General features: G+C 51.2%; 20 protein-coding genes. 3 read left to right on the plus strand and 17 right to left on the minus strand.

Annotated elements, in window-relative coordinates; genetic code table 11:
- Positions 1-83: 83 nt before the first annotated feature.
- The 13 genes from D888_RS0119230 to D888_RS0119290 all read right to left on the minus strand — a co-directional run bounded on the left by D888_RS0119230 (position 84) and on the right by D888_RS0119290 (position 13,028).
- Positions 84-602 (minus strand): chemotaxis protein CheX, encoded by a 519-nt coding sequence (locus D888_RS0119230; protein WP_020678203.1) that lies wholly within the window; start codon positions 600-602, stop codon positions 84-86.
- A 16-nt stretch (positions 603-618) separates the two neighbouring features.
- Entirely contained in the window at positions 619-2,433 is a 1,815-nt protein-coding gene (locus D888_RS23485) for a chemotaxis protein CheA (RefSeq protein WP_020678204.1), read from the minus strand.
- 21 nt (positions 2,434-2,454) lie between these two features.
- Positions 2,455-2,817, minus strand: coding sequence for a response regulator (locus tag D888_RS0119240; protein WP_026362501.1), 363 nt, complete (start codon positions 2,815-2,817; stop codon positions 2,455-2,457).
- On the minus strand, positions 2,789-3,250 hold the full coding sequence (locus D888_RS0119245) for a chemotaxis protein CheW (protein WP_020678206.1): 462 nt from the start codon (positions 3,248-3,250) through the stop codon (positions 2,789-2,791). Before D888_RS0119245 ends, D888_RS0119240 begins: the two co-directional genes overlap by 29 nt.
- Entirely contained in the window at positions 3,250-4,533 is a 1,284-nt protein-coding gene (locus tag D888_RS0119250; RefSeq protein ID WP_020678207.1) for a methyl-accepting chemotaxis protein, read from the minus strand. Before D888_RS0119250 ends, D888_RS0119245 begins: the two co-directional genes overlap by 1 nt.
- Positions 4,534-4,580: 47 nt before the next feature.
- Positions 4,581-5,480, minus strand: coding sequence for a CheR family methyltransferase (locus D888_RS22565; RefSeq protein ID WP_020678208.1), 900 nt, complete (start codon positions 5,478-5,480; stop codon positions 4,581-4,583).
- A gap of 6 nt (positions 5,481-5,486) precedes the next feature.
- Complete coding sequence (gene thiL / locus D888_RS0119260; protein WP_020678209.1) at positions 5,487-6,473, minus strand: thiamine-phosphate kinase; 987 nt, start codon at positions 6,471-6,473, stop codon at positions 5,487-5,489.
- Positions 6,474-6,639: 166 nt separating this feature from the next.
- Positions 6,640-8,217: a phosphoenolpyruvate carboxykinase (ATP) gene (gene pckA / locus D888_RS0119265; protein ID WP_020678210.1), complete on the minus strand. Its 1,578-nt coding sequence runs from the start codon at positions 8,215-8,217 to the stop codon at positions 6,640-6,642.
- 193 nt (positions 8,218-8,410) lie between these two features.
- Positions 8,411-8,830, minus strand: coding sequence for a c-type cytochrome (locus tag D888_RS0119270; protein ID WP_020678211.1), 420 nt, complete (start codon positions 8,828-8,830; stop codon positions 8,411-8,413).
- Positions 8,831-9,057: 227 nt separating this feature from the next.
- Positions 9,058-9,534 (minus strand): HyaD/HybD family hydrogenase maturation endopeptidase, encoded by a 477-nt coding sequence (locus D888_RS0119275; protein WP_020678212.1) that lies wholly within the window; start codon positions 9,532-9,534, stop codon positions 9,058-9,060.
- Positions 9,534-10,187: a Ni/Fe-hydrogenase, b-type cytochrome subunit gene (gene cybH / locus D888_RS0119280; RefSeq protein WP_020678213.1), complete on the minus strand. Its 654-nt coding sequence runs from the start codon at positions 10,185-10,187 to the stop codon at positions 9,534-9,536. Before cybH ends, D888_RS0119275 begins: the two co-directional genes overlap by 1 nt.
- 18 nt (positions 10,188-10,205) lie before the next feature.
- The gene (locus D888_RS0119285) at positions 10,206-11,918 is read right to left on the minus strand and encodes a nickel-dependent hydrogenase large subunit (protein WP_020678214.1); all 1,713 of its coding nucleotides are present in this window, start codon (positions 11,916-11,918) and stop codon (positions 10,206-10,208) included.
- Between the two features lie 3 nt (positions 11,919-11,921).
- A complete protein-coding gene (locus D888_RS0119290; RefSeq protein WP_020678215.1) occupies positions 11,922-13,028 on the minus strand; it encodes a hydrogenase small subunit in 1,107 nt (368 codons plus the stop codon).
- A 288-nt stretch (positions 13,029-13,316) separates the two neighbouring features.
- Here D888_RS0119290 and D888_RS0119295 point away from each other — a divergent pair, with 288 nt between their 5' ends.
- Positions 13,317-14,213 carry a complex I NDUFA9 subunit family protein gene (locus D888_RS0119295; RefSeq protein ID WP_020678216.1) on the plus strand — a complete coding sequence of 299 codons (897 nt, stop codon included), beginning with the start codon at positions 13,317-13,319 and terminating at the stop codon, positions 14,211-14,213.
- Between the two features lie 55 nt (positions 14,214-14,268).
- Here the strand turns inward: D888_RS0119295 and D888_RS0119300 are convergent, their stop codons facing one another.
- Positions 14,269-14,835, minus strand: a complete 567-nt coding sequence (locus D888_RS0119300) for a YfaZ family outer membrane protein (protein WP_020678217.1) — start codon at positions 14,833-14,835, stop codon at positions 14,269-14,271.
- Between the two features lie 18 nt (positions 14,836-14,853).
- Positions 14,854-15,558: a GntR family transcriptional regulator gene (locus D888_RS0119305; protein WP_020678218.1), complete on the minus strand. Its 705-nt coding sequence runs from the start codon at positions 15,556-15,558 to the stop codon at positions 14,854-14,856.
- Between the two features lie 154 nt (positions 15,559-15,712).
- On the opposite strand from D888_RS0119305, the gene D888_RS0119310 reads away from it, so the two are divergent.
- Both D888_RS0119310 and D888_RS0119315 read left to right on the plus strand, forming a co-directional pair.
- Complete coding sequence (locus D888_RS0119310) at positions 15,713-16,726, plus strand: potassium channel family protein (protein WP_020678219.1); 1,014 nt, start codon at positions 15,713-15,715, stop codon at positions 16,724-16,726.
- Positions 16,698-17,492, plus strand: a complete 795-nt coding sequence (locus D888_RS0119315; RefSeq protein WP_020678220.1) for a sugar phosphate isomerase/epimerase family protein — start codon at positions 16,698-16,700, stop codon at positions 17,490-17,492. The genes D888_RS0119310 and D888_RS0119315 overlap by 29 nt, the downstream gene beginning before the upstream one ends.
- 58 nt (positions 17,493-17,550) lie before the next feature.
- Here the strand turns inward: D888_RS0119315 and D888_RS0119320 are convergent, their stop codons facing one another.
- Positions 17,551-17,958 (minus strand): F0F1 ATP synthase subunit epsilon, encoded by a 408-nt coding sequence (locus D888_RS0119320; protein ID WP_020678221.1) that lies wholly within the window; start codon positions 17,956-17,958, stop codon positions 17,551-17,553.
- A 35-nt stretch (positions 17,959-17,993) separates the two neighbouring features.
- Positions 17,994-19,400, minus strand: a complete 1,407-nt coding sequence (atpD, locus tag D888_RS0119325; RefSeq protein ID WP_020678222.1) for a F0F1 ATP synthase subunit beta — start codon at positions 19,398-19,400, stop codon at positions 17,994-17,996.
- Positions 19,401-19,454: the final 54 nt, after the last annotated feature.

A 19,454-nucleotide genomic window follows, 5' to 3' on the forward strand; every position in this document is an offset into this window, starting at 1 on the left:
TCCGTTTTTTCTATTTTTTCGAAAGTCTAACAGATTTCTGGACTACCTGACTGGCAAAACACTTTTCCTCCCCAACTGACCGCCTACCCCGCCAGCAGAATATCCAGGGCCGGGCTATCAAGACCAACCAGTACCTGTCCTCGCTCCAAACAGGAACTCCAATAGAACTCGGCCCAGAAAAGGCTGTCAAACACTGGAGGGTCTTGCCTGACAAAACTCAAATCTGGTGGTGTCGGCATAGTTCTCAGGCCCTGGTGCTGATCGAAGTGAACAACAAAAGCTGAGGCCAGAATATTACCGAACTCCTTGATCGCTGAACGGGCCTGCTCATCAAGAAGGGAGGGGTGGGCGTCGGCAGTCAGTTTTTTTACGATCTCTACCGCCAGCATCTCTGGTAACAGGATAGTAACACCTCCGGTGAGCGCACCATTCAGCCCAAGGCTGACGCAAACGCCAACTAGACTTACCTCAGGCGTGATAATCCCAATCCGGATATTGCCATCCAACAACATTTTCAGGGTTTTACCTGCAGCGTCAAGTCCGGCCTGAACCGACCGCTCCAGTCGAAGAAGTTGTTGAGTATTTAATTTTTGGCGTGTCATTTTCCGACTCCCGGGATCAGCGTCGGCGTTCGAGTAAACCTTGAATATCAAGGATAAAAACAATCCGTCCATCCCCCAGGATAGTTCCTCCTCCCAGCCCGTGTAAACGATCCACCGGACTCGGCACCTTCTGCACAAAAACCTCTCGCTGACCGGAAAAGCCATCGACAACCAAGCCAATTTTGCGGCCGAGAACTTCGGTCACCACGACAGCAACAAATTCTGCCGCCTTAGGGATCGGTAAATTGAGGATTTTACGCAACGAAATCAGCGGGAGCAGCTCTTCATGGTGAGAAAAGACCCGTTGCTTGCCACTGATTTGAATCTGGTGCCGGTCGACCTCAATTGTCTGCAGCACGCGAGTTATCGGGAGAGCGACCTGTTTCCCGTCAACATGTAACAACAGGACCTTAATGATGGCGACAGAGAGGGGCAGTTTCAGGGTAAAGCGCGTCCCACGTCCCTGAACCGCGTCAATGTGCAGCACCCCACCCAGCTTCTCGACAGCGGACTTCACCACGTCCATTCCCACACCGCGACCAGAAGTTTCTGTGACCTGAGGGGCGGTTGAAAAGCCGGGAAGGCAAATCAGCTGTAAAGCATCATAGTCGCGCATCGCCTCCAACTGCGCCTGACTGATGAGCCCTTTCTCGAACGCACGTCGCCGCAGGGTCTCAGGATTCATTCCCGCGCCGTTGTCCGCAACCTGCAGCATAACCTGATCACGCTGGCGCCAGGCCCGCACCGTTATCGTCCCCTTCTGCTCTATCCCGTGGTCGATGGCATTGCGGACCATATGGACAAGGGGGTCAGTCAACTCTTCCAAGATGGAGCGGTCAAGTTCGATCCCGGTCCCCTCAAGTTCGAGACGGATATCCTTATTCGATTTACGTGACAAATCACGAACCAAGCGCGGCAGCCGCCCGGTGACTGTGTCAATCGGCATCATACGGACCTGCAACACCTGATGATGCAGATCCTTAACCAGGCGCGCAAGACGTCCAAGACCATCTTTCATGGCGCCCCAGTCTTTTGCTCCAGCAGCGCTCTGAAGCATGTAACGGCTCGTAATCAACTCACCGGTCAAACTGATAAAGCGGTCCAGGAGATCAGTACCAACTCTTACCGTTGCACCTGCAGAACCTGCACCCTGGGCGGCTGGTTTCGTTTCTGGCAAGGCCACGTCACTATTAGAAATTTCAGAATAATTTTTGAGACAGGCCTTAATAGCCCCGATATCCAGAGAGGTTTGAAGAGTCAGATCAAGATGGCGAACAACACCACCACGCAGGATTTGTTCCTGAGTCGGGTCACTAGTTAACACCTTTCCCAAGGTTGACAGATGTCGCAAAATAACCAGAAATCGAGCCGCAGGTGAAACGACTTTGTCGTGCAGACTCAGCTGGAGCCGAAATTTCTCTTCGACTACCGTTGGGGATACAGTACCAGCATCCGCAACCTCAGCCACTTCATGGCGAAGCTCTTTGGCATGATAGAACTCTTCGACCTTACGCTCTTCTCGATCGGCATCAATATCCTCGAGTAAAGCTTCCAGCAAATCGACTCCCGCTAAAAGAGAGTCGATCGCCTCAGGCGTAATATGCCCCTTCTGCCGAAAGAGATCCAGGGTGTCTTCGAGGTGATGCGCCAACCCTGCCGTCTGCATGAACCCCATCGAAGCGGCCATCCCTTTTATGGAATGAGCCTGACGAAACAAGGCATCAATCCCATTCTGATTTGAGGGATCCGCTTCAACTGTCACCAGTTGGGCACTCATTTTCTGCAGATGTTCCCGCGCCTCAGTGAGAAACATCACTTTGTATTTCGACATATCCATGTCAGACAGGCCTATTCAACCCATTACCCGCCGCACAACTTCCAAAACCTGCTCGCGCTTAAACGGTTTAACAATAAAATCTCTGGCGCCATTTTGCAGTGCCTCCATCACCATGCTCTCCTGCCCAAGGGCACTGCACATGACCACCAGAGCCCGCGAATCGATTGCGATAATATCCTGCAAGGCCTCAATGCCGTTGCGTTCAGGCATGACAATATCCATCGTTACCAGATCAGGACTAACCTCCTGATACTTTTGCCAGGCTTCATGTCCATCTGCCGCTTCACCGGCGATTTCCCAGCCCGCTGAAGAGAAAATATCGCGCAATAAATTGCGCATAAACTGGGCGTCATCCACGATCAAAACTCGTGATGGCATGTTCACCTCCGGGAGAACTACATTTCGCCTCAACCAGCTTTTGCAGCCGTTGCAAATCAAGCAGACTGATCATCTGCCCCTGCCAGTTCAGCACCGCACCAATACAATCGTCCGGGCCGTCTTCCTGGGTCAGGACCGCTTGTTCAAAATCGACACTGATCAGGGCCTCCATTTGACCTACAGCCAGAACCATCTGAAAATCGCGCCCCGACAGCACAATCATCCTTGCGCTCCAACCGACCGGTGAAAACCCGAGGCAGAGGGGCAGATCAAGAACAGGGAGAATACGTCCGTGAACATTGACCGCTGCTATAATTTCCGGTGGTGCGCCGGGGAGATAATGGGGCGTGGCCCCTTCGACGACCTCCTGAATATCGGTCAGTTTAAGGCCATAGCGCTCGTCACCGAGCAGAAAAGGGAGAAGCAGCGTCATCAGCTGCCACTCTCCTCGTCACTGCCAAGATTAAAACTGCTGACCGACGTCAGGAGCTCATCGGCCAGTTGCGCCAGTTTCTGAGAGGCATAAGTCAGCTCTTCCATCGAGGCCGACTGCTCTTCGGTTGCGGCAGAAACCTCTTCGGTCCCCGCGGCATTATCCTCGGCTACCCGGGCAATCTCTTCGATCGCGGTAACAATGTCGCCCGAACCACGATTCTGCCTTTCGGCCAGAATTGTAATATTATTGGCTTTCCCTTGAGCATCTTCCGCTTTTTCAATAATCGCCAAAAACACACCACTCGTGGTATCGATCGCTTCGCGACCAGAATCGATGGAACGCACACTTTCGAGCATCGATTGATGGACCCGCTGACTCTCCTCTCGGGTCGTGTCGATCAAGCGAGTGATCTCGGCCGCCGACTCACTGGTACTATCAGCCAATTTGCTGATCTCCTCAGCGACAACTGCAAAACCATGCCCATACTCGCCGGCGCGGGCTGCTTCAATGGTTGCGTTTAACGCTAGAAGGTTGGTCTTCTGCGCGATATTTGTGATAACCCCGATAATCGATCCGATCTTCTGCACGTGCTCGCTGAACGACACCATCTGACGACCGTTATTTTCAACCACACCGAGAACATGTTTCATTTTTTCAAGAGTCGTATCGGTCAGCCTTCCGCCCTCTTTCGCGGTGCGCGTAGTCTCCTCCGCCGAGAGAGAGAGGATCTGACTTGACGCTGTAATCTTCTCAATCGAGTCGGCCATCTCCCGGATAACCCTTGAAACCCTCTCCACCATTTCAGCCTGAGTCTCAGCGCCACGACTGATCTGCTCAATTGCGCCAGCAACCTCGTGCGAGGACGCGGTCATCTCTTCTGCCGAGGCACTTAACCCCCGAGAAGACTCGTTGACCCGAACTGAAGAGCTTCGAATCTTCCCCACCAGCTTGCGCAAACTGTCGACAACCTGATTCAAGGATTCAGCGAGGTCTTCCGTTTCATCAGAGAACAGACTTTTGCTCAATTTAAGTTTACGACTCAGGTCTCCCTGACTAAGACGTTCTGCACCGGTAGTCAAGACCCCGATATTCGAAGTAAAGGCCTTGGAAAAAATCCAGCCGAAGATCAGACCGACCAGCAGAGCCCCGAGGGTGGTGACAAATTGTTGAAAACTTGGCGGGATGAAACCGATGGTGGGAACCAGATAGTTGAGGAAAACGATCGACCCGACCACCACCACGAATCCGAGGACAAATTTGTGACTGATTTCGATGCGCATGGAACAGACTCCTGCTCAGATAAATGTCACTTAATGGCTGACAAGGACTAAATGTTCGACACCAAGGTCGCTTCATTCCGTTTGCGATAGATTCGTTCAGCAGGATCTACGCAGGTAAAAAGTTCACGACAATCATTGACCAGCGTTTCGGCGCGTCCCAGTACCAATAAGCCTTCGGGTGCCAGGGTTGCAGCCAGAGAGCGCAAAATCCGTTCTTGTTCCTGTCGTGAAAAGTAGATCAGCATGTTTCGACAGAGAATCAGATCGGCTCGAGGGAAATGCCGATCCTGTAAAATATCATGTCTTATAAAACGAACTTTGGCGCAAATTCGACTTTGTAGACGGTAATTCAGACCTTCCTGGGTGAAATACTGATGCAGAACCGAAGCAGGAACTTCAACCAGCCGATGCGCTTCATACAGGCCCGCTTTTGCTCTTTTCAGAATATCTGCGCTGACATCGCTCCCGATAATAGAAACCTGATCCTCGGGACCACATAGTTCATCACACAACAAGGCAATCGAGTAAGGCTCTTCTCCTCCCGCGCAACCTACACTCCAGACCCTTAAACCACCAACTTGTCCACGTCTCTTCTTGAGCAGCAGCGGCAGGATGGTCTTTTCCAGAACGGTAAAGGTTGTGGGGTTACGAAAAAACTGCGAGACATGGATCGTTATCGCTTCGAGCAGTTCACCCTGTTCCTTCTCCTGTAGCGTCAGGAGCCTTATGTAGTCCGAGGCATTTCCATACCCCAAGGTTCTGATACGCAAGGCGATCCGGCGCTTGATGCAGCGATCCTTGTATCCATCAAGATCAAAACCCCGTCCTGCAAACAGAATATCGCGAATTTCGGCAAAATCAGTATCGGAGAGATGACTCCCGACAAAATGTTTCTCTCCGACATACCTTGATGGTTTTTCGCTGCTGTCTGAAGAATTATTATTCACACTGGGTCAGTCCTTGATAGCACTAAAATGATCAAATGCGGTCAGTTGAGGTTGGTAAACCTGGCCATTTTTCAAATAAATTTGTCGTTCTGAACCGCTGGTAATCTGACCAATCCGCTGCAAGGGGAGCCGCACTTCGTGTGAAATCTCTGCGATCTCTGTACGAGCGGTGATGTTGGCGCTGAAGAGCAGCTCATAATCTTCGCCCCCACAAAGGGCAAGATCAAACAACGCAGGATCTGCCTTAACCGCCGAACGAAACTCCCCGGAAAGAGGAATTTTCTCTAGTTCAACCCGCGCCCCAACCTTTGAAGCTCTCAGCATATGCCCAAGGTCCCCACAGAGCCCATCGGATAGATCCAGCATCGCCGTTGCGGTCTTTTGGGCTAAAAGTCGTTCTCCAAGTTGGACCCTGGCCACCGGCCGAAAGTGCCGATCCGCCAAAAAAGTGGAGACCGGACAGCCGCCCTGCAGCCGGCGCAAGGCCAAGGCGCTATCACCGAGAGTTCCGGAGACCCAGAGATCATCACCCGAAGCGGCACCACCGCGAGTAATGGCCCGATTCCGCAGAGCGCTCCCTTGAACCGTAACCGAAATTATCAAGGGCCCAGTTGAACGACTGGTGTCGCCTCCGGCCAACGACAGATCATAGGTTTGTAAGCCTGCAAATATTCCATCTAACAACGCTTCAACCTGAGCGTCTCTAAAATCGAGCGGTAGCCCAACCCCGAGGTAGAGCGCAAGAGGCGTTCCGCCCATAGCAGCTATATCACTGACATTAACCGCAACAGCCTTAAGTCCGAGACTCCTCAGGTCGGTCCAGTCGAGACGAAAGTGAACACCCTCCAGCAGCAAATCAGTACTGGTCAGCAGTTCATGCTCTGGAGAGATCAGAAGCGCGGAACAATCATCGCCGATCCCCAACCGCACCTCGGCTCTACCGCTCGCGCGCTGACTAATTTTATCGATCAGCGTAAATTCGCCCGTGAGCATCTGGTGTACTCCACCCTGAACCGCATCTTTCTAATATTTCAGAAGCTTAGGCCGTCATTATTATTTTTGTTTTAACTTCTGTCAAGGTCAGACATTCCGCCATAAAAGAAGGCGCCTGATCACTATCAGCCGCCTTCTTTTCAAGCTCATATTTTCAGAAGCGAACTCAGAGCTTCGGCCCGTATTGGGTAAAGTCAACATCACCCTTAATCACGTACTTTTTAAAGTTGTCGACAAACATCCCCGCCAGCTTTTTGGCGGTGGCATCAAAGAGTTCTTTGTCAGCCCAGGCGTTACGTGGGTTCAGTAGCTTGGTGTCGACACCGGGGAGCTCTTTAGGAATGCTCAACATGAAGAACGGCGTCTTCTCAAATTTCGCGTCATTGATTGACCCGTCAAGGATAGCATTAATACAAGCCCGCGTCCCCTTGATACTCATCCTCTGCCCAACACCGTAACCGCCGCCGACCCATCCGGTATTGACCAGATAGGCGTTGACACCATGTTCTTCCATCTTCTGGCCGAGAAGCTTGCCATAGACTGTTGGGTGAAGCGGCAAGAAAGCTTCCCCGAAACAGGCCGAAAAAGTCGCACTCGGCTCGGTCACGCCGCGCTCGGTTCCGGCAACCTTGGCGGTATAGCCTGAAAGGAAATAATACATCGCCTGCTCTTTGGTCAACTTGGAAACTGGTGGCAGTACGCCGAAAGCGTCACAGGTTAGAAAAATAATGTTCTGCGGATGTCCAGCCTTAAGGGTCGGCTCATGGTTGTCGATATGCTCGATCGGGTAGGAGACTCGGGTATTTTCGGTCTTGGCGCCGCTGTTGTAGTCAATGATTCCGTCATCGTCGTAAACGACATTTTCCAACAGGGCATCACGCCTGATGGCGCCAAAGATTTCCGGCTCACTTTCGGGTGAGAGATTAATGCACTTGGCGTAGCAACCACCTTCGAAGTTAAAGACCCCTGAAGCATCCCACCCATGCTCGTCATCCCCGATTAATTTACGCTTGGCATCGGTTGATAGAGTGGTCTTCCCCGTGCCGGAGAGGCCGAAGAACAGCGCCACATCACCGCCTTTGCCAACATTGGCCGAGCAATGCATAGAGAGGATCCCTTCCAACGGGAGCCAGTAGTTCATCATGGTGAAGATGCCCTTTTTCATCTCCCCGCCATACCAGGTGCCTCCGATGATGGCAATATTCTTTTCAATATTGAAGATGACGAAGACTTCGGAGTTGAGTCCGTGCTTCTGCCATTTTGCGTTCGGCATCCCAGCTGCGTTGTAAACTCTGAAATTAGGGGAAAAACCAGGGAGATCTGCTGCGTCAGGTCGGATGAACATGTTCTTGACAAAATGTGACTGCCAGGCGATCTCGGTAATAAATCTCACCGATTTGCGTGTATCCTGGTTAGCGCCACTGTAACCATCGGTGACATAGAGATCTTTACCCGACAGATATTCAACAGTATCGGCATAGAGTTCATCAAAGACTTCGGCTCTGACAGGCTGGTTAATTTTGCCCCAGGCAACATTCTCCTGCGAAGGGGACTGCTGGACAAAATACTTGTCTTTAGGGGAGCGTCCGGTAAATTTACCCGTGTCGACCATCATGGTGCCATTAATAGAAATAGCCCCCTCCTGACGCTCTTGTTCATGCTTGAACAGTTCGTCATAGCCTAGATTGTGGTAGAGGCGACCGACACTCTTCAGCCCCAGATCTGATGCTTTCAGTTGGCTCATCTGAACACTCCCTGAAGGAAAACGGAAAAGAAAAGTTATTGACCTAAACGATAGAAAATCGATCATATAAACGGCTGGACTATAGCGTAAACTTTAATTTGAAACAATGGATTGAAGGAATTATTTTCCAGGGGATTTAAACCAGAATCCTGCAGACAATATAAAATGATCTACTGGAAGATTTCTACCTGGTTCAATAGATCGGAATATTCCCCGCCCGATAGCGTATAAACGCTACAAGCTCCCAAATTTGCTCCGCACTTAAGTGCTGCCCCCAGGGAGGCATGACAGAGCCTGCACTGCGAAAAGGTTCTCTTCTGTTCCCATGCTCGATACGCAGGTAAAGATATCCAGGAATGGCCGTTCGATAGCGAAGTTCATGGAAATCTGGTGCAGCCAGGCTGAACCCTGCGGTGCGGTGGGTCCGACCTTCAGCCAGACTACCATGGCATTCGGCACAATGAGCCTTAAACAGCAGTTGCCCCTGTTCGATCTGCCGCTGGTTCCCCAAAAGTTTTGGCGGCGGGATCGGCAGCTCGCCTTTGTGGGTCTCACCACAAGCGGACAGCAATAGCAACAGAATCAGGAAAAAGGCCTCTTTGATCGTCAGCATTGAAATCCCTTTTTGCCTGCACGAACTTATAGTGGAAACGAAAATTCGATGCCTGCCCTCAGAATTTTGGATCACTTGCGAAGTCACAGCGCCTGCTTAGGGGGTAGACAGGACTAACTCACCAGAAAACTTCGTGCCCCTCCTCCGGGCCAAAAAATTGCCAAGTTGTCAGAAAAATGGGGCCACCTTACGATGGCCCCATTCCATACGAGGGTTTCCTTGGTGATTCAAGCAGCACGCAACGGCTGGCCCCAATCCTTTAGTTCAGTCAAAACCCCAGCGATCACCTCTTCAAAAGCCGCCGCGACCTTGGGTGACAGTTCCATACGCATTTCGACCAGAGCCGACTGTGCCCCGATCACCACCAAAACACCCGGCAGGTTCCCCTGAAGTTCAGCGACCGCCAGCAGATCCTGCAGTCCCATCTGATGAACGGATAATTTATTGGCAAAGGCCCGTGGAACCTCTTCCCCTTCAAGACGAAATACAACGCCTGGCTCCGCCCCCATCTCCAGGGCATCGATAATCAACAGTTTTTCGATCCCCTCAAGACGCGGAAGCAGATCAAGCCCCAGAGTACCACCATCCAGCAAACTCACCTCTTCACACGGCACGAAACGTCTCTCAAGTTCGGTAATCACGCGGCTCCCGAGCCCATCATCACTCATCAGCAGATTACCAAGGCCCATCACCAGAATCGACATCAAAGATCCTTCGGATCAATAAACTTGTAGCCGCCGAAGATCGAACCGAGTGTGCCATTCTTCTCTTTCACATCCATCAGCCAGCCGCTGTAGACATGGTGGATAGCAAAACCGATGAGTAGCCACATGATCATATGGTGGGTCAGCCTCAGCCCCTGATTACTAAAGAGACTCAAGAATGGTGCCGTCACGCTCGCCCAGAGACCATTAGGATCGTACTGCCCGTAGAGCGCAAAGCCGCTGACAATCTGCAGCGTAAAGAGCACAAAGACAAAGGAATAAGCTATGCCCGCCAATGCATTATGCCCAACGACGTAGGGAACTTTTCTGCGCAAGAAGGTGTACCAGGAGAAAGTGCCAATAATATTCCGCCAACCCTCTTTCGAGGCCCAAGGTATAAAAGCCGTCCACCTCGCATACTTGTTCCCAAAAAACATCCAGAGCAGCCGCACGACGAACGAAACGGCAAAGAGATAGGCAAAACCGAAATGGACCGCACGCATCCAGCCCATGACAAATGAGCTGGTTTTTGGAACAGACAAATTCGGATTGCCAATATAAATCCCGGTCACGGACAGGGCAATGATCGAGAGGACAATAAACCAGTGGGTCAGGCGTACCGGCCATTCCCAGACGTAGCGTCTTTGCAGCATGAGTCGATCCTCCTCGCGCTAAAGGGCCCTGACCTTGATAATTTCATTCCCGCGGCCATCAAACAAGTGAACCGCACAGGCGAGACAAGGATCAAACGAATGAATAGTCCGCAAAATCTCAAGCGGTTGCTCCTCGTTGGCGATGGGTGTTCCGACCAGCGCAGATTCATATGGACCCATCTGGCCGGCGGCATCACGTGGCCCGGCATTCCAGGTCGAAGGCACCACCGCCTGGTAATTGGCAATTGCGCCATCTTCGATGCGGATCCAGTGCCCCAGTGCGCCCCGCGGTGCTTCATGGTAACCGAAGCCCTGGGCCTCTTTCGGCCAGGTAGATGGATCCCATTTTTCGGCATTATGAACTTCGAGAATGCCGCGCCCCATATTGTCGATCAGCTGCTTCAACCAGAGCTCTGTCTTTTGGGCCAGCATCAGACAGTCGATGCCGCGAGCCGCGGTCCGTCCAAGGGTCGAAAAGAGGGCTTCGGGCCCAACACCAAGCGTCTTGAGAACATGCCCAACGATCGCCTTCGCATCTTCATTCCCGCTGGCATATGCCACCAGCACGCGAGCCAGAGGCCCAACTTCCATTGGTTGATCCATGTATCGCGGTGACTTGACCCAGGAATATTTACCGTCGGTATCCAGGAATTCATAAGGCGGTTTAGGCCCGGTATAGTTGGGCGTAGTTTCACCATCGTAGGGGTGCTTGCCCTTGGCATCGCCACCGCTGTAGCTGTACCATGAATTTGTAACGTATTCTGTAATCTTCTTCTCGTCCATCTCCAGCACATTGGCAATATCCTTACCCATAATTACGCCACGCTGAAAGTAGAGGCTGTCTGTCCCACCACTGTTGTCCATCGGATAATCGCCGTAGGAGAGATAATTACCAACCCCACCACCAATCGCGGCCCAATCCTTGTAAAAAGAAGCCACCGCCAGCAGATCCGGGATATAGACATTCTCGACAAATTTTCGCGCCCTTTTAAGCAACTTACCGATCAGTGCCAACCTGTCGTCGTTCAAGGCATTCTGACTATTCGGATCCATAGGAATCGCCATCCCGCCAACTAGAAATGTCTGGGGATGTGGATTTTTAGAGCCAAGAATCGCATGGATCTTGATAACATCCTTTTGCCATTCAAGGGCTTCCAGATAGTGCGCAACCGCCATCAAATTGGCTTCCGGCGGCAATTTATAGGCGCTATGCCCCCAGTAGGCGTTCGAAAAAGGTCCGAGACGACCGGTCCCGACAAAGGCCTTGACGCGCTCCTGAATCCCCTTGAAATACTTGGCGCTAGACAACGGCCAATCAGACACCGATTGCGCCAACTGAGCAGTTTTTTGCGGGTCTGCAGAGAGGGCGCTGACGATATCGACCCAATCTAAGGCATGCAGGTGATAGAAGTGAATAACGTGATCCTGCATATTCTGAATCGCCATAATGATGTTGCGGATCAGGCGGGCATTGTCAGGAATCTGAATCTTTAGCGCATCTTCAACGGCCCGAATGCTCGCCATCGAATGGACCGTGGTACAGACTCCACAGAAGCGCTGGGTGAAGTGGTGTGCATCGCGGGGATCACGCCCTTTCAGAATGGTTTCAATGCCGCGAAAGGCCGTCGAGGAACTCCAGGCATCCAGAATGCGCCCCCCTTCGACTTTCGCCTCAATCCGCAAATGGCCCTCAATGCGGGTAATGGGGTCAACTACAATCTTCTTGGCCATCGTTTAATCCTCCTTCTCATGCGGACCAGAATCATCCTTGCGCAGTGCGCTCACAACTCCATGGGCCCCGAAGGCCACCGCCGTCGCCGCCGCAATACCCAGGCCGATCTTATCCGCCGTCGCCTCGATTCCAAAACCTGGGACATTCGGCAACCGCTTATAGAATGGCGTCATCGTATCCCAGAACTGTGGCTCACTGCAGCCGATGCAGCCATGCCCTGACTGGACTGGCCAGCTGGTCCCTTCGTTATAACGAACGGTCGGGCAGTTATGGAAGGTTTCCGGTCCCTTGCAGCCCAGCTTGTAGAGACACCAGCCCTGCCTATGACCGGCATCGCCGAAACCTTCGGCATATTGGCCAGCATCAAAATGGGCGCGACGTTCGCAATTGTCGTGAATCCGTTTGCCATAGGCAAACTTTGGCCGGCCCAGATTGTCGGTTGCCGGAAGTTTGCCGAAAGTCAGAAAATGAACGATGGTCGCCGTCAGATTAGTAGCATTGAGCGGGCACCCCGGCAAATTCAACACAGTTGCGCCCGGAACGGCCTTTGAAACCGAGATTGCGCCGGTTGGATTGGGCGCTGCAGCAGGGATTCCCCCGAAGCAGGCGCAAGTACCTACCGCAATCGTGGCCGCAGCATTGCCGCAGACTTCACGCGTGATATTCAAGGCAGAGTTTCCGCCAATCGTGCAATGAATACCCCCCTCGACGGTCGGGATCGAACCCTCAACGATAGCGATATATTTCCCCTTGTACTTCTCCATCGTCTGACGTCTGGCGGCCTCGGCCTGGTGCCCGGCGGCGGCCATGAGGGTTTCATGATAATCGATCGACAGATAATCAAGAATAATTGCGGTTGCTGTCGGTTCATTAGCGCGCAGGAAGGCTTCTGTATCTCCAGTGCATCCCAGAAACTCCATCCAGATCACGGATGGCCGATTGTCGGCCTCAATTGCCTCGGCAATCCTCCCCATCATCGTCATCGGCAAAGCGAGTGTTGCGGTCATCACCGAGCAGAATTTCATAAAATCCCGACGGCTAACGCCACGTGTTTCCCAGCGCCGCAGAATCTCTTCCGGAATCTGGGCATTTTGCTGCTGACTCGTCATTTATTTTCTCCTTTCGCCATGCGTTATTTGTGTTTTTGAAGGTCTAAAAATCAGACTATTTTCTGATAGGAATTTTTTATTTTTTAGATTGTATAGCGCAAAGGGCTCTATAGAATAACTTAAAACAACGTTTTGTATACTACCCGGGTCAAAAAAGAGTCAAGACAATCATCGCATATGATGCATACGCTATACTATAAATGGTATATGGTGGCGTATGCGATTAATCCGTACCAAAATGATAGACTAGGATGGTTGAGATGCAACATTATTTGGGGGAGCATAAATATGGACATCTTTTTGACCGGAGGGAGTGGCTTTGTCGGGCGGGCGCTCTGTCGAGTATTAATTGGAAGAGGGCACAGTGTTAAATGCCTGGTCAGAGTCGGATCGGAACATCGACTTCTTGAATCGCCTCTGATTAAACCTGTTCCTGGTGATCTCTTGAATAGTGCTCAGCTTGCAGAACTTATCCCCGGCTGTGGGGCCGTTATCCAACTGGTTGGAATTATCCGTGAATTTCCAGCAAAAGGGATCACCTTCAACAGCGTACACCGAGATACCACCATATCGATTGTCGCAGCGTGCCAGAAGGCCGGGATCAAACGCTACCTGCACATGAGCGCTAACGGGACCCGTGATCATGCTCATACGGCCTACCACCGCACCAAATGGCAAGCCGAAGAAACAGTGCGCAACAGCGACCTCGATTGGACCATTTTTCGCCCTTCACTCATTTATGGAGAAGAAGATCAATTTATCACCATGATTTCGGGTTTAATCCGCAAACTCCCGCTGGTTCCAGTAATCGGTGATGGCTCATATCGTCTACAACCGGTCCCGGTTGAAACCATTGCCGCCGGATTTGCAAACGCCCTTAGCCGACCAAAAACGATCGGCAAAATCTACCACTGTGGTGGTGCAGATTGCCTTAGTTATGATCAACTGCTTGACGAAGTTGGCCGTGCTCTCGGGAAACCCAAGGTCAGAAAACTTCATCACCCACTCGCGCTAATGGAACCTCTGGTTGAATTACTCCAGCACCTTGCCATCTTTCCGCTGACCTCCGGTCAACTAAAGATGCTGCTAGAGGGAAACTGTTGCGACAACACTGACTGGCTTGAAGATCTTGATCTTACAGAGACCAGCATTCGCAAAGGGTTTGAATATCTGAAACAGCAATAAAAAAGCCCCGGCAAGAAGGCCGAGGCTTTTTTATTGTAAGTTGAGGGGCAGAAGTTCAGAACGAGAAACTCACCCCGAAGCGAACTGTTTCATCGAGATCATAATTTCCAGTGTTTTTGAACTGGGTCTGGATATTTTGAAATGCCAGAGTGACTTTCGCATTCGGCAAGACATGATACCCCGCTCCGAATCCCCACTCGAAATAATCCTTGCAATCCAGAAAAGTAAAAATTTCAGGTGAATAGACCAGGTGAGCCTCGAGGTCAAACCCTGGTATAACCGGAGGGGCATACTGAGTTGACAATCCAATTCCAAAAGCCATAAATTTTTGGTCACTGGTTGCCTGGCCACCATTCAACGCCACATCAATGCCCAACTTCAATCCATCAATGTTCCCTGGAGTTCCGATGACACCGCCGGCAACACCCGCAAGGTTAGTATCTGTGTGATCATTATAGAGATAGCGAACCTTTGCAACAGTGTCCCCGTAGGCCTGTGCTTGTATTTTTTGAACATACCCGAACTGGGTACTATTATCGTTGAAATCAAACGAAAAACTCCCGGCCCAGCATGGAACGCTTACAGCCAAAAGCATTAACAGACTAGCAATAAGTGATTTCATTACGACTCCTCCTAAGTTTTAACCGTCGTTACGTTGATCAAGACTTGACGCTCGCCCCTGGCCAGCATCGGTCATACCCTCCAATAAAACCTGGCCACCAATCGCAGCGGTCTGTTTTACCAGATCTTCAGCCAGATCACCATCCTGATTTTTAAACGCCTCAATTAATCTGTCATGCTCGACCACCGAGATACTCATGCGTCCCGAAATTGAGAGGGACGCCATGCGCAAACGGTTAAATTTCATCCCCAGTTGGGTAATCAGTTCGGCCAGTTTATGATTGCCGGCGGCGCGCACAAACAGATCGTGAAATTCGTTGTGAATCCGGAAAAAAGCCTTAACATCGCCATCAACGGCCAGATTTCTAAGTTTTTCATTAATTGTTTGCAGCTTCTCGATATCCTTGATCGTCAATCTAGTTGCTGCCAACTCAGCAGCATAACCTTCGAGGATACTCTTAATCGCATAAAACTCCTGGACATCCTGCTCGGAAAGAGCGGTCACTACTGCCCCTTTACGCGGAATAACAGTTAGGTAGCCTTCGGATTCAAGTTGACGAAAAGCTTCACGAATTGGGGTGCGACTGATTCCGAATCGTTCAGCCAATTCAGGCTCAGCTACCTTCTCCCCCGGCCTTAGTGTCCCTTTAAGAATGGCTTCTCGAATTGTCTCAAGAATCTTCTCACGTAAGGTCTGATGCCTTTCGATAAATTTACTTTTCAAAGCAATTCTCCCCGCTTAAAACGTTTGCTTAGAATTGTATACAGTATACAGAGCAAGTCAATCCTTTTCTTTTCGCCTGCCCTTCAACTCGGCATTTGCGTTGTTTTTTGTCGGGACTGCCGCTATATTCTTTGTTTAATTTGAGGGATTTTTTATGGATCCAATGCGTAAATTTTGTTTTTCTCTTTTGACCCTGTTCATCGTTATCCTTGGCGGTACGATCGGTTATACCCTGGTTGAAGGCTGGCCCCCCTTTGAATCGCTTTATATGACGGTTATTACAGTAGCTACTGTCGGTTTCAAGGAGATCCATGAGCTCTCAGACCATGGAAAAATATTTACCATTATACTGATCATCTTCGGCGCCAGCAGTCTGGCATATACCCTTGGGACTCTGTTTCAATTTATGGTTGAAGGGCAGTTACGCACGATTCTGGGGAGGAAGAAATTGGAAAAAAAAATTGAAGCCCTGAAGGGCCATTATATTGTCTGCGGTTATGGCCGCATCGGCCAGCTTATCTGTCGCGAATTTGGCGCGAAACCCGTCCCCTTTATCGTCGTTGAGCAGGACGCCGAACTCTGCATGAAACTCGATGAAAATGGTCAACTCTATGTTCACGGCGATGCCACCCGCGACGAAGTTTTGTTGCGCGCCGGAATTAACCAGGCCAAAGGGTTGATAACCGCCGTCACCTCTGATTCTGCCAACGTCTATATTACCCTGACGGCCCGAGGGTTGAACCCCGACATGTTCATTCTTGCTCGCGCCAGTGAGGAAGGTTCCGAAATAAAGCTGAAACGTGCCGGTGCCAATAAAGTCGTTTCGCCGTACACCATCGGAGCCACACGCATGGCACACGCTATGCTCCGTCCATCGGTGGTCGATTTTATTGAGATTGCCACCGGGGACCAGGAGTTGGAATTACAACTCGAAGAGATCAGGGTCCTGCCCGCTTCAGCACTCGCCGGTACCACCCTGCTCTCTTCTAATATCCGTAAAAAACATGGCATCATCATCGTCGGCATCCGCAAAGATGGCGCAAAAATTTTATTTAACCCTGGATCGGACACCCTGATTGCCGCAGGAGACACCCTGATTACCTTAGGTGAACGTCCCGCGATCAAGGAACTCGAACGCATTGCATCTGGAGGGTCTTCTGTTTTCTGATCTCTATATTCATCTTCCGGTTGCCAAACTTCAGGAGAGGTTACCTGATTTCCTTGCTCAAAGATGGCAACCTGAACTTGCCCTGCTAACTGACGATCTCGATCATCTGACTTCTGCGGATATCGAAAGTATCCGTTTACAGCTGAAAAGAGTAAACCTGCGATGCACGATTCACGCGCCCTTTCTTGACTTGAATCCAGCCTCCAGCGACCGTGATATCAAACAGATAACCGCCCGCAGGTTTTTGCAAACCCTCGATTTTGCCGCAGCGGTTGAGGCATCACGCATCGTCTACCACCCTGGTTATGACCCCTGGCGTTATGCCCGTGCCCCTGAATCCTGGTTGAGCAATTCTCTCGCGTTCTGGCCCGACCTTGTCCAGCGAGCTAACCATCTTGATATCCTGCTGTGCCTGGAAAACATCTTCGACTCTCAGCCGGCACCACTGTCGGAACTATTGAGCACCATCAATTCACCCAACTTGCGACACTGTTTTGACATAGGTCACTGGTTTCTATTTTCACAAACACCCTTGGCAGAATGGTTCGCGCAACTTGGACCCTATCTCTCCCATCTGCACCTGCATGATAATCGTGGGCGTGGCGATGACCACCGCCCTGTTGGCAAGGGGAAGATTGATTTCCCTGCTTTCATTGCGCAACTAAAAGCGTCCAATACCAGCCCCACAGTGACGCTTGAAGCACACAGTCTTAAGGATGCGGTGGCTTCACTGAGGGGGATAGAAAAACTGCTGAAAATGTCATAAAAAAGGGCGCCCCGAAAGGAGGCGCCTTTTTCAACCAGACTACTTATCATCAATATTTTCAGCGCCGCCCGGCGACCTGAATCCGTACCAGAGCCCGTTGCAGTGCAGCTTCCATCACCGCATAGTTGACGTCTTCCTGAGAGAGCGACTTTAGCGCTTGCTCAGCACGACCAAGAGCTGCCTTGGCTCGCTCGAGATCAATCTCATCGGCTTTTTCAGCCGTATCAACCAAAATCGTAACCTTGTCATCGCCCACCTCGAGATAACCCCAGTTGACGGCGACTTTAAACGTATTGCTCCCCTGCCTGTAGGCCAGTTCGCCTATCTTGAGGGTCGTCAATAAAGGGGTGTGTCCCGGAAGAAGTCCCAACTCCCCAAGGGAGCCTGGGGCCGTAATCTCATCAACTTCCTGAGAGAGAATCTTCTTGTAGGGTGTCACCATTTCAAGTGTAAGCTTTTCAGCCATCAGGACAGTCCTTTTTCAGTTAATCCTGTAATCAATCAGGCCGCCAGTTTCTTGGCTTTTTCGATTGCTTCCTCAATGGTTCCAACAAGGTAAAAGGCCTGCTCTGGCAGTGCGTCATGCTTACCTTCGATGATCTCTTTGAAACCCTTGATGGTGTCCTTGAGCTCGACATATTTGCCCGGTGCACCGGTAAAGACTTCAGCAACGTGGAACGGTTGCGAAAGGAACTTTTGAATCTTTCGGGCACGCGCGACAGTCAATTTATCTTCCTCAGAGAGTTCGTCCATACCGAGGATGGCAATGATATCCTGCAGATCCTTGTAGCGTTGCAGGATATACTGAACGTCACGGGCTATCTTGTAGTGCTCTTCGCCGATAATCTGAGGATCAAGGATCCGACTGGTCGAATCGAGGGGGTCAACCGCAGGGTAAATTCCGAGCTCGGCAATCTGACGCGAAAGAACGGTCGTTGCATCCAAGTGAGCAAATGCAGTCGCCGGAGCCGGATCGGTCAAGTCATCGGCCGGAACGTAGATTGCCTGTACCGAAGTGATGGAGCCTTTATCGGTGGTGGTGATCCGTTCCTGCAGCTCGCCCATCTCGGTCGAGAGGGTCGGCTGATAACCAACGGCCGAAGGGATCCGCCCGAGCAGAGCCGAAACCTCTGAGCCAGCCTGAGTAAAGCGAAAGATATTATCAACGAACAACAGTACGTCCTGACCTTCTTCATCGCGGAAATACTCAGCGACGGTCAGTGCCGAAAGCGCAACCCGCGCACGGGCTCCTGGAGGCTCGTTCATCTGACCATAGACCAGTGCAGTCTTACTAAGAACGCCGGACTCTTTCATCTCTTCCCAGAGGTCATTCCCCTCACGGGTCCGCTCGCCAACCCCGGCGAAAACAGAGAAGCCACCATGCTGCTGTGCGATATTGTTGATCAACTCCATGATCAGAACGGTTTTCCCGACCCCGGCGCCCCCGAACAGACCGATTTTACCACCACGCGAATAAGGAGCGAGCAGATCGACAACCTTTATTCCGGTCTCGAAGGACTCAACCTTGGTCGATTGGCTGACGAAGTCTGGAGCAGGACGATGAATTGCCCATTTATGTTCGGTTTCGATCGGACCAGCTTCATCGATCGTTTCGCCAATAACGTTCATGATTCGCCCAAGCGTGTTTTTACCAACCGGCATCAAAATCTGTGCACCGGTATCAAGAACCTCCTGACCGCGAACCAGACCATCAGTCGAATCCATAGCGATGGCACGCACGGTATTATCACCAAGGTGCTGGGCAACCTCGACCACCAGATTCCACTCATCAGAAGAGATCGCTGGATTGGAGAGCTTCAGTGCGTGATAGATCTCCGGCAACTTACCGGGCTCAAATTCGATGTCAACAACAGGGCCGATGACCTGTGTAATCTTTCCCTTGTTCATGTTTCCTTTTCCTCCTCTATCCTGCCGGAAAAAACTCTATATATTCTAGTTTCT

Origin of the sequence: Geopsychrobacter electrodiphilus DSM 16401 (assembly GCF_000384395.1) — a bacterium.
GTDB lineage: Bacteria > Desulfobacterota > Desulfuromonadia > Desulfuromonadales > Geopsychrobacteraceae > Geopsychrobacter > Geopsychrobacter electrodiphilus.